This window comes from uncultured Winogradskyella sp., from assembly GCF_963975125.1.
GTDB lineage: Bacteria > Bacteroidota > Bacteroidia > Flavobacteriales > Flavobacteriaceae > Winogradskyella.
The window spans coordinates 1-14,783 of sequence record NZ_CAXBGB010000080.1 but is presented as its reverse complement, the minus strand read 5'-3'; the positions used below and the strand labels follow the sequence as shown (position 1 = coordinate 14,783).

The following is a 14,783-nucleotide window of genomic DNA, read 5'->3' as shown; positions in this document are numbered from 1 at the left end:
TTAAACTCAACATATTTTTCACCTGTAGCAGGTCCATTAAAACCAGTGTGAATCTTACGTACTTTACCTGTTTTATCAATAAATATTGAGGTTGGGTAAGACAAGACGCTATTTAACATTGGTAACTTTTCTTGAGCTTTAGCTTTATCAGACGTTCCGTATTGTGCTAAAAGCACTGGGTAATCAATACCAATTTTGGTTTGTAACCTATCAATACGACTAAGCGCTATTTCTTTAGTCTTAGCATACTCAAAGGCAAGCGCAACAATTTCTATATTCTGGTCTCTATTGTTTTTGTAAAACTCAGCATAATACTTACTTTCATCTAAACAATTAGGGCACCAAGTTCCCATTATTTGTACAATAACCACTTTATCTTTAAAGCGGTCGTCTTTTATAGATATTAATTCATCAGATGTATTTGGAAACACAAAATCAATACTGTCGTAACCTTCTTTTAAAAAGGTTAAGTCATTAGCACTTGGCAATTCGTAAGCATCATTGCGTTTGGCTATAAATGGCTCTTTCCAGTGGTTACCAGAATAGAAGTTTCCTTCCATCGTGGAATCAGACACTTTTGCGGTAAATAAAAAGGCATGTGCTCCATCAAAAGTTGAAAGCTTCATGGTGTCACCATCCATCACTCCTTCGAGATAACGATAATCACCAGTTGTGGTTCTAAAAGTACCAGTAACAATATTCCCATTCTGCTTAAAAATTCCTTTTGCTATGTATTCGTCATCAGTAATACCTTTACTGAAAACGGTCTCCCATATTCCAGAAGCGTTTTGTGTTGCTTTCGATTTTATTTCAAAACGATTATCATTATTATATTCAGCAGAAAATGGCACAACTCTGTCTAAACTTTCTTTAATAAAACTTCCTCTAAGGTTATCACCTTCAAAGGTTGCTGCAATATAGCCTTCAAATACAGGTGTCGAAATAAAAATAGAATCATTTCGATACTCAACTTCATCAACTTCAATGACTTCTTCAGCATTAAATATTTTTAATCCTGTAGGCGAAATCACTTCAAAATTAAAAGGTAATCCTTCATTATCCTGCACTTCTAAAATCGCTCGATAAGTTCCGTTTTTTAGGTTTTGAATTTTGTTTTCTTCAGCACAAGAGAAAATCATTAAGGCTATAAGGCAAGTAAGTATATATCGCATAGTAAAAAAGACTTTAAATAAAGTTCGAAATAACAACAAATACCTTACATAAAAAAACAATGTGAAGTTTCATCTGTTTATAGTTATTGATTTTTTTATCGGTCGGATGAAACATCCTCAGAATGTATTATTAAAGTAGAAAATTTAAACTAGGATATTTCATTGCCTAATCGGAATTACTATCTTTGCACCTTGATTAATTTGACACATGAAGATTTCATACAACTGGCTTAAACAGTTTATAAAAGTAGATTGGGACGCTGAGAAAACAGGAGATTTATTAACTGATCTTGGCTTAGAAATAGAAGGAATTGAACGTTACGAATCTGTAAAAGGCGGATTAGAAGGTATCGTTGTTGGAGAGGTTTTAACTTGCGAGCAACACCCAAACGCTGATCGTTTAAAAATAACTACCGTAAATATTGGCACAGATGCACCTGTACAAATTGTTTGTGGTGCTCCAAATGTGGCTGCAGGACAAAAAGTACCAGTTGCAACGATAGGAACGACTTTATATACCGCTGAAGGAGAAGCTTGGAAAATAAAAAAGGGTAAAATTAGAGGTGAAGAAAGTTATGGTATGATTTGCGCTGAAGACGAATTAGGTCTTGGCGAATCTCACGACGGTATTATGGTTTTAGACAAACAACATGTTGTCGGAACACCAGCTGCAGATATCTTTGAGGTTGAAAATGATGATGTTTTTGAAATTGGCTTAACACCAAACCGAGCAGATGCCATGAGCCACTATGGTGTAGCACGCGATTTAAAAGCTGGTTTATTACAGAAAGAAGTTACCCTAGAATTGATTACTCCTTCTGTTAGTTCATTCCATGTAGATGCCAGATCACTGAAAATTGATGTAGATGTAAAGGATATAGAAAAAGCTCCTCGTTATTGCGGCGTTAGCATTACAGGCCTTAAAATTGAAGCATCACCAAGTTGGTTACAACATCGTTTAAAATCTATTGGTTTATCTCCTATTAACAATATCGTTGATGCTACCAATTATGTGTTGCATGAACTCGGACAGCCACTCCATGCGTTTGATGCTGATAAAATCTCGGGAAATAAAATTGAAGTAAAAACCTGTAAATCTGGCACAAAATTTACCTCGTTAGATGGTATTATCCGTGAGTTACATGAAGATGATTTAATGATTTGCGATGCCGAAAAACCAATGTGTATTGCAGGTGTTTTTGGAGGAATTGATTCTGGCGTTACCAACGGAACAACTCGTATTTTCTTAGAGAGTGCTTATTTTAATCCTGTGAGTATTCGTAAGACAGCAAAACGACATGCTTTAAATACTGATGCTTCTTTTCGCTTTGAGCGTGGTATAGATCCTAATATTACAGAGTATGCTCTAAAACGCGCTGCACTTTTAATCATAGAAATTGCTGGTGGAGAAATTACAAGTGATATTTCTGATACTTACCAGAATAAGATAAAAGACTTTGAAGTACGTCTAAGTTTTGAAAATGCAAAGAAGTTAATTGGTGAAGAGATTCCGAAAGAAACTATAAAAAGTATTCTAACCTCTTTAGATATAAAGGTGAATAATGTTACTGAAGCTGGATTAGGGTTAACTGTACCAGCCTACAGAAACGATGTACAACGTGAGGCTGATATTATTGAAGAAATTCTTCGTGTATTTGGTTATAACAATATTGGTACAACTGAAAAGCTAAATGCCTCTATTTCTAATTCTTCAAGGTTTGAAGATTATAAACTTCAGAATATAATAGGTAATCAATTAGCTTCTCAAGGATTCTATGAGATTATGGCTAATTCATTAACCTCGCCTAAGTACATAGAATTAAGCGAAGACTTAAATGAAGCCCATAATGTGCAAATGCTAAATCCATTGAGTACAGATTTAGAAGTGATGCGTCAATCCTTATTATTCTCTGGTCTAGAAGCTGTGGCTCATAACATTAATAGAAGACGTAACGACTTAAAGTTATTCGAATTCGGAAAAACATACCATCAATATACAGATGCTCGTGAGGAACACAAGCACTTATCTCTTTTTGTAACAGGAAATAAAACTAAAGAACGATGGAATACAATAATTACTCCTAGTGATTTCTTTTATTTAAAAGGTTCTATTGAAACTGTTTTAGAACGTCTAGGCTTAACACGTTTAAAATCTGCTCCAACCAAATCAGATATTCTTAGTGAAGGTATGAGTTTAGCTATTGGTAAGAAAATCTTAGTAAATTTTGGATTGGTTAAAAAATCTATACTAAAACACTTCGGAATTTCTCAAAGTGTATTATTCGCAGATTTTAATTGGGATAATGTGTTAGAAATGACACAACATAATAAGATTAAGTTTAATGCTATTCCTAAATATCCTGAAGTACGTAGGGATTTTGCCCTTCTACTAGATAATAGTGTAACTTTTGAAGATATACACACCATCGCAAAGCAAACCGAAAAGCAAATGCTTAAAAATGTCAATTTATTTGATGTTTATGAAGGCAAAAAATTACCTGATGGCAAAAAAAGTTATGCCGTTAGTTTTACGCTTCAAGATGAAAACAAAACATTAAACGATAAGCAAATTGACAAAATTATGTCTAAGCTACAGACTAACTTTGAGTCTAAGCTTGGTGCTGAGTTACGTTAACATTATATGCTATAAAATTATAAGCCCTTAAATAATACTATTTAAGGGCTTTTTTATATTTCAAAAAAGATTAAATCTTCAGTTTACAATTAATTTTTATACATCCTTTGAACCAAAAACAAACGATGTTGTTTTAAATTTCATTTCGAGATAAAAGATTAAGGCATAAAAGAAAATAACCGCTCCAGACATTTCCAAAAACTCTTCAAAACTATACATTAAAGCATAAGTTAAAGTGTCTTCGCTATGCACTTCCGCATGCATTCCTCCTAACATCTCCATACCCACAGCACCAAAAACAAATACAACACCAGCCAATATAAATAGCTTTAAAATCTTTTTTGGTAAACGCATCATAAATTTAAAATAAGCAATACCAATAATAACTACCAAAGCAAAGTAAGGAATAAACCATGCAAAATAAAGTAAACCAGAAGTGTTAAAAAGCGCTTCCATTGGTGCTCTTAATTGCTCGTGTATTTGTATCATTTCATCTAAAGAGATAAAAACAAAAATTGCCGACAAGCCAATCCAATGCCAAAATCGTTCTCCTATTGCTTTACTTCCATATGCAATAAAAGCTAATAAAATGGCATCACCTAACAATACTAATGCAGAAAAATAGGTTGGTAAGTTAGCTTCTAAATTTACATTTAGAAGTTTAACAAGTAGCCTTGGTACCTTAGGTAGATCCAGCACATTTGTACGAGCACTATTAAGATAATAAACCGAAATTAAATTACCTATTACTAACACACCTATGGCTATAAATAGATTGCGAAGAATTTTCGACTTTAGTACTTTAAATTTCATGAAAACAATAGTTTAAATACTTGCAAATAGGGAGTTTGCCTTTGTGAATATTAATTAATAGTTCTTAGGCTCGAAGTTAAATTATTTAACTAATTCTGCTTAATATATTATCTAAAAGACATATAATCTCGTTGAAATGTAACACAACTTATTATTAGTAAATTGTAATTATTTAACTAAGGCTGAATATTTGTTAAAATATATACTTTATTTAATACTTATGAGCTTAAATATTTTTATTTTTAACCAACTTAAAAATGATATAAAATGGCAAATGTAACTCTCGGAGGAACTCTAGTTGAAACCATAGGAAACCTACCAACTGTTGGTAGTAAGGCACCAAATTTTAAGCTCACAGGAACTGATTTAGCAGATAAAACTAATAATGATTTTGAAGGCTACAGATTAGTATTAAATATATTCCCAAGTGTAGATACTGGTACTTGTGCTCAGTCTATAAGAACATTTAACGAAAAAGCGAGTCAATTAGAAAATACCCAAGTTTTGTGTATTTCTAAAGATTTACCATTTGCAATGGCGCGTTTTTGTGGTGCAGAAGGTATTGATAATGTAGAAAGTCTTTCGGATTATAAAACAGGTAAATTTGGTAATGATTATGGACTAACTTTTACAACAGGAGGATTCGAAACACTACTATCGCGTTGTATCGTAGTTATTAATACTGATGGTACTGTATTACATACTGAGCAAGTCACTGAGATTGCAGACGAACCTAATTATGAAAGTGCTCTAGCTAGTTTATCATAATTTTCTATGCAAAAAAAAGAATCTTTTATTATTAATAGACTTAAAAGTGTAGGCTATGCATTTAAAGGTATGCTTATTCTAATAAAAACGGAAGCGAGTATAAAAACACAAGTATTCACAGCTCTTGTAGTTACATTTGCTGGTTTTTATTTTGAAATTTCAAAAACCGAATGGATTGCTCAAATTGGTATGATTGGTTTAGTAATGAGTATTGAAGGAATGAATACAGCGATCGAATATATTGCAGACTTTATTCACCCTGAATATCATAAGAAAATAGGATTGATAAAAGACATTGCCGCTGGTGCTGTTTTTATAGCTTCTGTCGTTGCTGTAGTTATTGCTGGAATAATTTATATACCTAAGCTTTCTTAATCTCGTTTTGAGTATTAAGAAAATCTCATTTTCGATACCAAAACCAGTAAGATAAACGTTACATATTTGTATTTTTGATTTACACTAATTTCACAACACATTTAAGCATAAAAATGAAACAAATATTAGCTGCGTTTTCTTTTGTGCTTTTTATTTTTAGTTGTAACACTAATAGCAAAAGTCTTGCTAAAACTGAGATCATAGAATCTTCTATAGATAGTATCAAAGTAGTTAAAAATCCAAATTTTAAGCTTACCAAAAAAATTGTCCTTGGCAAGTTTGATTATAAAAACGACACTACCTTTGTTAAAATTAGTTCTGAGTATTCTACTAAAGTAGTATATCTTCAAAATGAAGTTTACAAAGCTTTTTTAAAGATGTTAGATTCAGCTAAGACAGATGACATTGAATTAAAAATAATCTCTGGAACTCGCAATTTTGAAGAACAAAAAGTGATTTGGGAACGTAAATGGAAAAAATATCAAAATATTAAACCATTACAGCGTGCGTTAAAGATTTTAGAATATAGTTCTATGCCAAGTTCATCTCGACATCATTGGGGAACAGATATAGACCTAAATAATCTAAATAATTCGTATTTTAACAGCGGAAAAGGGCAGAAAGAACATAACTGGTTAACAACACATGCTAAAGATTTTGGGTTTTATCAAGTTTACACAGAGAAAAATAAAGATAGAACAGGATATAATTTAGAAAAATGGCACTGGTCCTATTTACCTTTAGCGAGCAAGTATTTAGAATTTTACAATGAGAGAGTTACCTATGACGACATTAATGATTTTATAGGTTACGAGCAAGCCCAAAAAGTAAAAATTATTAAGAATTATGTTAATGGTATTTCTGCAGAGGCAAAAGAATACAAATAAAAAATAGATTTCCGATCACTCGGAATTTTAATATGACAAAAAAAACAACTAAAAAGAAAACAACACCCAAAGCGACGAAGCCGAAAACAAAGGTAAAGGTCAAATTAAAAAAACCTTCGTATAAATTATCTAGTCAACAAAAGCTCATTTTTGGTAGTTTGTTAATTATTCTTGGTGTCCTTCTTTTTATATCTTTCTTATCCTTTATTTTTACTGGTAAAGAAGATCAAAGTGTATTAAGTAATTTTCCTGAGCGCTCCACCGAATACAAAAATTGGGCAAGTCAACTTGGTGCATGGGTGAGCGAATTATTTATCACCAAAGGGTTTGGTGTTCCTTCCTTTATTTTTTCTGGTTTATTATTTCTTTCTGGAGTTTATGTGACCTTAAATTTAAAAAAAGCAAAACTCAGAAAGCACTGGATTTGGGGAACATTAATAGTCATTTGGCTGTCTATATTATTCGGGTTTTTCACCCACAAATATGACCTTCTTGGCGGAACAATTGGTTACGAAATGAATCATTTCTTTCAGGATTATATAGGTAAAATCGGAACTGTTTTATTATTAATCTTTGGTCTTATTGCCTATTTAGCCATTAGATTTAAAGTCACTGGAGATACTTTTACAAAACTATTTAAAAAGGCAAAACAAGATATTAAGGCTGACTTAAAATCGGATACTAGTAAAGAAGAACCAACTGTAATTTTTGATAATAGCCTAACTGAAGAAGCAGAAGCCATTAAATCTGCTTTCGAAATTCCTTTAGACAAACCTAAACCTACAATCAGCAACCATTCCACGCCCGAAACAAAAGCCGAAAAGCTAAAAATGGAAGTTACAGAAAAGTCTAAGGAAGAAACTATTGAAATTCCTGAATTAAAAGTTGAAACTGTTGAAGAAGAAAAATCTGAAACAGATAATTTAGCAGATAAACTAGTTGAAGATTTCGGACAATTCGATCCTACTCTAGAACTCGCTAAATATCAATTTCCACCTTTAGATTTATTAAAGAAATACGATAATGAAGGTATTTCTATAGATCAGGAAGAACTCGAAGAGAACAAAAACAAAATTGTTGAAACGCTTAACAATTATAAAATTGGAATTAGCAGTATAAAAGCCACTATTGGACCAACAGTAACGCTGTATGAAATTGTCCCAGATGCTGGTATTAGAATTTCAAAAATTAAAAACTTAGAGGATGATATTGCACTATCACTTGCCGCATTAGGGATTCGTATTATTGCACCAATCCCAGGAAAAGGAACTATTGGTATTGAGGTACCAAATAAAAATTCGACCATAGTATCCATGAGATCGGTTATTGCATCTCAAAAATTTCAAAAATCAACAATGGAATTACCAATAGCTTTTGGTAAAACAATTAGTAACGAAACCTTTGTTGTCGATTTAGCAAAAATGCCACACATGCTTATGGCTGGTGCAACAGGACAAGGTAAATCAGTTGGATTAAATGCTGTACTGACATCTTTATTATACAAAAAACATCCTGCTGAAGTTAAGTTTGTATTAGTCGATCCTAAAAAAGTAGAACTGACACTTTTTAATAAAATTGAACGTCATTATTTAGCGAAACTTCCAGATAGCGCAGATGCTATTATCACAGATAACACTAAGGTTATCAACACATTAAACTCACTCTGTATTGAAATGGATAACCGTTACGAAATGCTTAAGAATGCATTTTGTAGAAATATTGCAGAGTATAATGCTAAGTTTAAAGCCAGAAAGTTAAACCCAAATGATGGCCACGCCTTCTTACCATATATTGTATTAGTGGTTGATGAGTTTGCAGATTTAATAATGACAGCTGGTAAAGAGGTAGAAACACCAATTGCACGTTTAGCGCAATTGGCTCGTGCTATTGGTATTCATTTAATTATTGCAACACAACGCCCATCTGTTAATGTAATTACTGGTATTATTAAAGCAAATTTCCCTGCTCGGATTGCTTTTAGAGTAACAAGCAAGATAGATTCTCGAACCATTTTAGATGGTTCTGGTGCAGATCAATTAATTGGGCGTGGAGATATGTTGTACACACAAGGCAACGAGTTAATTCGAATTCAGTGTGCTTTTGTAGACACACCAGAAGTTGAAAAACTCACAGAATTTATCGGCTCTCAAAAAGCTTATCCAGATGCGCATCTATTACCAGAATATGTAGGTGAAGAAGGTGGCACAAATCTTGATATAGATATTTCTGATAGAGATAAGTTGTTTAGAGATGCAGCAGAAATTATTGTAACTGCACAACAAGGGTCTGCCTCATTATTACAACGTAAACTAAAATTAGGATACAACAGAGCAGGTAGAATTATAGATCAATTAGAAGCCGCTGGCATTGTTGGTAATTTTGAAGGAAGTAAAGCAAGACAAGTATTGGTGCCAGATTTATTAGCTTTAGACCAATTATTAGAAAACGAAAAACAATAAATAGATTATACCATATAAAAATGAAAAAACTAATTGTAATAGCCTTTATAACACTAGGAATCACAAGCTTTGCACAGAGAGATGCAAAGGCCGAAGAACTATTAACAGAAGTAAGCGCTAAAATTAAATCTTACAAAAATATTAGCTTAGACTTTAAATACGAATTGAATAACGCGAGCGAAGACATTAATCAAGAAACACGAGGTGATGTAATTATTGAAGGGGAAAAGTATAAACTTAACATTTTAGGTGTAACACGTATTTTTGACGGAAAAACGTTATATACAATTAGCCCAGAAGACGAAGAAGTAACTATTTCTTCAGACAATAGAGAAGATGAAAGTACCATCACACCAAGTAAAATGCTTTCTTTCTATGAGGATGGTTACACCTATAAAATGGATATTATTCAGAACGTTAATGGCCGAAGAATTCAATACATAAAATTAAACCCAATTGATGCCAATGCAGAAATGTTATTTATTTTATTAGGCATTGATGCTACTACAAAGCACATCTATAATTTAATAGAAGTTGGTAGAGACGGAACAAAAACTGTATTAACCGTTAATTCTTTTAAAACAGATGAGCCTATATCAAAAACCTTATTTACATTTGACGAAAGTAAATACAGTGATTACTTTATCAATAAAATCGATTAAGGTTTAATGAAAATATTAGATAGGTACATACTTATCACATTCTTAAGGACGTTCTTTAGTGTCTTTATTATATTTATGTTCATCTTTGTTCTACAAGGGGTTTGGCTATATATATCTGATTTAGCTGGTAAAGATTTAGATGTTTCTGTAACCGCAAAATTCATTTTGTACTTTATGCCAAAGCTTATTCCTTTGGTTGTACCATTAACCGTTCTTTTGTCCTCTATTATGGTATTTGGCAACTTTGCCGAAAACTATGAGTTCGCTGCCATGAAATCTACAGGTATTTCATTACAACGTGCCATGCGGAGTCTAAGTGTTTTTATTGTTGCTCTTGGTATTGGCTGTTTCTTTTTTGCAAATAATGTAATACCTTGGGGAGAATACAACTTTTATAATATAAGACGAAATATCGCCAAAGTAAAACCTGCCTTAGCTATTGCTGAAGGGCAATTTAACGAGATAGGCAACATTAACATTAAAGTCGATAAAAAATCTGGTGATAGAGGTCAATTTCTCGAAGGAGTTCTTATTCATCAAAAAAGTGTGGCGCGCATTGGAAACTATAAAGTCATTGTTTCAGAAAAAGGTGAATTAAAAAGTAGTCCAGATTCTAATATTCTTCAGCTAGAATTAATTAACGGGAATTATTACGAGGAGATCGTTAATAAAGATGTGCGTAAGAATGCAAATAAACCACATGCACAAAGCTATTTTGATAACTATATTATTAATGTAGATTTAGAAATCTTGAATTCTGAAGACTTAGATAGTAAGAATCATAGTGGTAGATACAACATGTTAGATGTAGACCAACTTAATTACACCATTGATAGTCTTAAAAATAAAAGAAAGGAAGATTACAAATCATTGTCTAAAACATTATATAATCGAAGTACATTTTCAGCTTTAAATCAAAACATTGAACCTATAAAAAAAGACACTGTCTTTACAGATACATTTTTAGACCTTTTTATTACAAATAATAAAATTCAAATTTTAAATCAAGCAATCAATTCTATAAACAGTACACGACAGATTATAGATTCGAACAAAACAACACTCCAAACAAAAAATATTTGGATTAACAAACATACCATTGCCTTACACGATAAATTTGTTTTAGCATTTGCTTGTGTTATTCTATTCTTTGTTGGCGCACCACTCGGAGCGTTAATTCGTAAAGGCGGGCTTGGCTTACCAATGGTTATTGCTATTGTTTTATTTTTAACGTATCACTTCTTTGGTATTTTCGCTAAGAATAGTGCTGAGAAAGGAAGCTTTAGTCCAATCATAGGTTCATGGTTATCTACAGCTGTAATGTTACCCTTAAGTATCTATTTAACAACACGAGCAACGAATGATAAAGGAGTATTTCAATTTGATGCTATAATAATACCATTAAAACGTCTATTTACGCCAAAGAGTAAACTTCAACTTTCTGAAAGTGACACCAAATCATATAATTACTACAAAAAGTATTCAATAGAAGAATTGGTTCGTATTATCAAAAAACAAGAAGATTTCGATTTAGACAAAAAACCAAAGGAGATTGCGCTTCATAATTTATTAAATAGAAATATTCCGCTCGAAGGTTTAAAATCTGAAGGTTTAGATATTACTGATAAATTGATTACTGCAAAAGCTATACTTAAAGACTATAAAGATTATTCAAAAACAAGTTTAGTTAGTTTTAGCATTGGTGCTGTATTATTGGCACTTCACTTTGTTTTTAAAAACAATAAATTACCAGAAATAGCCGAAGCCTCATTAAGCCTTAGTATTGTTGCTTCTGTTTTTTTTATAATCTATGGGGTTGTTGATGCTGTGGTATATTCAAAATTTTATAAAACCATTGAGCAAGTAGGAAAGCAAATTAATCCTATTCTTCTAATTCTATCGCTTCCACTCTATCCTATAAAGTATGTTTTTCTTAGAAATCAAATAGATCGAGACTTCTATTTGAGTTGTCTTCAGAATATAAAATAAACGTACCTTTGCTAAATCAAACACATCGCTATGACAGCTAATAACGTGAATATTACAACCCGTCTAAATACAATAGAAGAAGCCATCGAAGATATTCGTCAGGGCAAAGTAATTATTGTTGTTGATGATGAAAACCGAGAAAATGAAGGTGACTTTTTAGCAGCAGCAGAAATGGTAACTTCTGAGATGATTAACTTTATGGCTACTCATGGTCGTGGTTTAATTTGTGCTCCGCTTACAGAACATCGTTGTGAAGAATTGGATCTTAACATGATGGTTAGAAATAATACTGACCCATTGGAAACCGCTTTTACAGTTTCTGTAGATTTAAGAGGAAATGGTGTTAGCACAGGAATTTCAGCTAGTGATAGATCTAAAACGGTTAAAGCATTAGTGCATAAAGATACAAAGGCTTTTGAACTAGCTAGACCTGGACATATTTTCCCATTAGTTGCCAAAGAAGGTGGTGTATTAAGACGTACTGGCCATACAGAAGCTGCAATAGATTTTGCGCGTTTAGCTGGTTTTGAACCTGCAGGTGTCATCGTTGAAATTATGAACGAAGATGGTACCATGGCACGTTTACCACAACTTTTAAAGGTCGCAAAGAAGTTTGACTTAAAAATTGTTTCTATTGAAGACTTGGTGGCTTATCGAATGGAATACGATTCGTTAATAGAACGAAAAGATGAATTTGAAATTGAAACCCGTTTTGGCAAGTTTAGATTAAGAGCTTATTTACAAACCACAAATAATCAAGTCCATATTGCACTAACAAAAGGAACCTGGAAGTCTGATGAACCTATCTTAACTCGGGTTAACGCAACACTAGTTAATAATGATATTCTAGGTACTCTAACCAATAATGCCGACCAAAAATTAGATGATATGTTTAATGTTATCAATACTGAAGGTAAAGGTGCTATTATATTCATTAACCAACAATCTCAGTCTATGAACTTGTTGGCACGTTTATCTATTCTCAAAGAAAATCAGGTTGAAGGAAAATTAGTCAAAGCTCCTAGCTTAGGAATGGACACCAAAGATTTTGGTATTGGCGCACAAATTCTTCACGATTTAAAAGTGAGCAAACTCAAATTAATTTCTAATAGTTTACAAACCAAACGTGTTGGTATGATTGGTTATGGTTTAGAGATTGTTGAGTATGTGAGTTATTAAAAAAGAGGGCTTTTATACCCTCTTTCTTTAATCAACATTTCTGTTGATGTCCTCAATTGATTAATAGCACATGAGTATATTCTATTCAACAACTATCTTTTTTGTCTGAACTTGGTTTCCAATCCATATCTTAAACAGATATATTCCTGAATTTAAATCGGAAACATCTACTTCATTAGTACTTCTTAATGTCCTTACTTGTTTTCCTAAGATATCGTAAACTTCAATACTATCTATTGGATTGTTAGACACAATATTCACCTTTTCTGAAGCTGGATTAGGATATATTGACAAGTCTTGCAACTCATTGTCCTCAATACTCAATACATTCCCAGAAAACTCATCATTTGCACCAGCTGTGGTAATCACAAAAAAGTCTGATCGCGCATTTATACCCATCATACCAGTATCTGTTGAGTTGGGATCTGTATCATTTTCAAATAAACGTGCATCAGAATTACCATCAGATGCTGTAAACGTCATCCAGAGTACCTCAACATTAGCATTTAATACACCAATATAACTACTACCACCTGTTGAGTTATATACATAATAGTCATTAGTTGCGGATGCTCCTGGACTTCTAATAATTCCTGCTGAATTATAAGAAGACACTCCCTCACTTGTATGCGAAAGTGTTCTTGTACCTGAAACACCATCTGTTGGAAAAACTATAGTCACGACAGAAGTACCTCCTGTAGTTACTGGAGCTTCTGCTGTTACATTTCTTTTTACGTAAAATTCGTATTCAGAGGTGTTCGAATTCCACCTTAAATCGTAGGTGATATTCTGTGCAAATAGCGATACTGTGCATACCAAAATTGCTAAAAATGTAATTGTTTTTTTCATGATTTTTATTTTTAATTATTTATTATCTCTATGGCTCTTTCTAATCGTACTTGATCACGATTTAGTTGTGTTTCGCTTCTATATGCTGATGGTGAAGGTAATTGCTCTTCAAACAAATTATATTGAGAACTAAAACTTGTGTTTAATGGATATAGAATTATAGATACCAATATTTGATTAATTTCGTTTGAGAAGGACACATTACCATCGAGTAACACATCAGATTGAAAGTAGCCATCAACAAAATCATAACTCGAACTAAAACTTGTGTTTGCTGGAAACAAAATAACATCTACCAAGACACGGTTAACATCCCCAGAAAAATTTACCAGTCCATCTCCATTTACATCGCCTGCCCAAAGTGCCATATCACCAGAGGGTAATGCTACTTGTGCTTGTGTACCGAAGGTATTAGTACTTACATCTGTAAAATCTATAACAGAAGGTAGTGCTTTAGCCTCAATTGTAACTGGAGTATCAGTCATAATACCTAGATGATTTTTATGGTTTACGACCACATAATAATCATCTTCTATAACACTCGGTTTTATGTAAGACACACCATCTGTATCAACAACATCACCATCGCGCTGTAATAATGCAGATTGCGATAGGATAACAGAAGTGTTATTAGATTTATCTCGTAGTTCTACCCAAACCCAATCTACAATAGCATCATTTCCAGTAACGCTAAACACGGAAACATCACAAGTTGCAGCATCTGTATATGGGCTTGTGGTTGGTATGTAACCCGCTACTCTTAAATCATCGTTCATTAAACCTGCATTTGTAGGATTAAGAATTGGTCCTTGTAAAAATAATTTTGGGTTAATACGAATTTTAAGATCCGCATTGATGAAGCCTTCAGATACTGAAATACCTCCAGCACTTAACTCTTGTACATTGACTTCGCCAATGGTGTAGAGTATTTGAATGCCATCTGCACTTGTTGATGCTCCACCAGAGTCTATGCTAAATTTTTCTATGGTTTGTGC

General features: G+C 32.8%; 12 protein-coding genes. 8 read left to right on the top strand and 4 right to left on the bottom strand.

The window, feature by feature from the left end; translation table 11 throughout:
* Positions 1–1,172, bottom strand: a 1,172-nt coding sequence (locus AAC053_RS11425; protein ID WP_339756587.1) for a TlpA disulfide reductase family protein, incomplete at its 3' end; no start/stop codon positions are given.
* Between the two features lie 208 nt (positions 1,173–1,380).
* Here AAC053_RS11425 and pheT point away from each other — a divergent pair.
* Positions 1,381–3,807, top strand: coding sequence for a phenylalanine--tRNA ligase subunit beta (gene pheT / locus AAC053_RS11420; RefSeq protein ID WP_339756583.1), 2,427 nt, complete (start codon positions 1,381–1,383; stop codon positions 3,805–3,807).
* A gap of 96 nt (positions 3,808–3,903) precedes the next feature.
* On the opposite strand, the gene AAC053_RS11415 is transcribed toward pheT, so the two are convergent.
* Positions 3,904–4,620, bottom strand: a complete 717-nt coding sequence (locus tag AAC053_RS11415; RefSeq protein WP_339756581.1) for a hypothetical protein — start codon at positions 4,618–4,620, stop codon at positions 3,904–3,906.
* A gap of 267 nt (positions 4,621–4,887) precedes the next feature.
* Here AAC053_RS11415 and tpx point away from each other — a divergent pair, with 267 nt between their 5' ends.
* From tpx to ribB, 7 genes are all read left to right on the top strand, one after another.
* Positions 4,888–5,388: a thiol peroxidase gene (gene tpx / locus AAC053_RS11410; RefSeq protein WP_339756578.1), complete on the top strand. Its 501-nt coding sequence runs from the start codon at positions 4,888–4,890 to the stop codon at positions 5,386–5,388.
* 6 nt (positions 5,389–5,394) lie between these two features.
* On the top strand, positions 5,395–5,763 hold the full coding sequence (locus AAC053_RS11405; RefSeq protein ID WP_339756574.1) for a diacylglycerol kinase family protein: 369 nt from the start codon (positions 5,395–5,397) through the stop codon (positions 5,761–5,763).
* 113 nt (positions 5,764–5,876) lie between these two features.
* The gene (locus AAC053_RS11400) at positions 5,877–6,650 is read left to right on the top strand and encodes a M15 family metallopeptidase (RefSeq protein ID WP_339756571.1); all 774 of its coding nucleotides are present in this window, start codon (positions 5,877–5,879) and stop codon (positions 6,648–6,650) included.
* A 32-nt stretch (positions 6,651–6,682) separates the two neighbouring features.
* Positions 6,683–9,109: a DNA translocase FtsK gene (locus tag AAC053_RS11395; protein ID WP_339756568.1), complete on the top strand. Its 2,427-nt coding sequence runs from the start codon at positions 6,683–6,685 to the stop codon at positions 9,107–9,109.
* A gap of 20 nt (positions 9,110–9,129) precedes the next feature.
* Entirely contained in the window at positions 9,130–9,771 is a 642-nt protein-coding gene (locus AAC053_RS11390) for an outer membrane lipoprotein carrier protein LolA (RefSeq protein ID WP_339756565.1), read from the top strand.
* Positions 9,772–9,777: 6 nt separating this feature from the next.
* On the top strand, positions 9,778–11,760 hold the full coding sequence (locus tag AAC053_RS11385) for an LptF/LptG family permease (protein WP_339756562.1): 1,983 nt from the start codon (positions 9,778–9,780) through the stop codon (positions 11,758–11,760).
* A 30-nt stretch (positions 11,761–11,790) separates the two neighbouring features.
* Entirely contained in the window at positions 11,791–12,939 is a 1,149-nt protein-coding gene (gene ribB, locus AAC053_RS11380) for a 3,4-dihydroxy-2-butanone-4-phosphate synthase (RefSeq protein ID WP_339756559.1), read from the top strand.
* Between the two features lie 81 nt (positions 12,940–13,020).
* Here the strand turns inward: ribB and AAC053_RS11375 are convergent, their stop codons facing one another.
* On the bottom strand, positions 13,021–13,788 hold the full coding sequence (locus AAC053_RS11375) for a T9SS type A sorting domain-containing protein (protein ID WP_339756556.1): 768 nt from the start codon (positions 13,786–13,788) through the stop codon (positions 13,021–13,023).
* 11 nt (positions 13,789–13,799) lie between these two features.
* Positions 13,800–14,783 (bottom strand): hemagglutinin protein (locus tag AAC053_RS11370; protein WP_339756553.1); only part of this gene is annotated, 984 nt, incomplete at its 5' end.

Excerpts from the sequence above, each read along its gene's own strand:
- tpx (WP_339756578.1), top strand. The coding sequence starts at position 4,888 with ATGGCAAATGTAACTCTCGGAGGAACTCTAGTTGAAACCATAGGAAAC.
- AAC053_RS11400 (WP_339756571.1), top strand. The coding sequence starts at position 5,877 with ATGAAACAAATATTAGCTGCGTTTTCTTTTGTGCTTTTTATTTTTAGT.
- AAC053_RS11375 (WP_339756556.1), bottom strand. The coding sequence starts at position 13,788 with ATGAAAAAAACAATTACATTTTTAGCAATTTTGGTATGCACAGTATCG.
- AAC053_RS11395 (WP_339756568.1), top strand. The coding sequence starts at position 6,683 with ATGACAAAAAAAACAACTAAAAAGAAAACAACACCCAAAGCGACGAAG.
- ribB (WP_339756559.1), top strand. The coding sequence starts at position 11,791 with ATGACAGCTAATAACGTGAATATTACAACCCGTCTAAATACAATAGAA.
- pheT (WP_339756583.1), top strand. The coding sequence starts at position 1,381 with ATGAAGATTTCATACAACTGGCTTAAACAGTTTATAAAAGTAGATTGG.
- AAC053_RS11385 (WP_339756562.1), top strand. The coding sequence starts at position 9,778 with ATGAAAATATTAGATAGGTACATACTTATCACATTCTTAAGGACGTTC.
- AAC053_RS11405 (WP_339756574.1), top strand. The coding sequence starts at position 5,395 with ATGCAAAAAAAAGAATCTTTTATTATTAATAGACTTAAAAGTGTAGGC.
- AAC053_RS11390 (WP_339756565.1), top strand. The coding sequence starts at position 9,130 with ATGAAAAAACTAATTGTAATAGCCTTTATAACACTAGGAATCACAAGC.
- AAC053_RS11415 (WP_339756581.1), bottom strand. The coding sequence starts at position 4,620 with ATGAAATTTAAAGTACTAAAGTCGAAAATTCTTCGCAATCTATTTATA.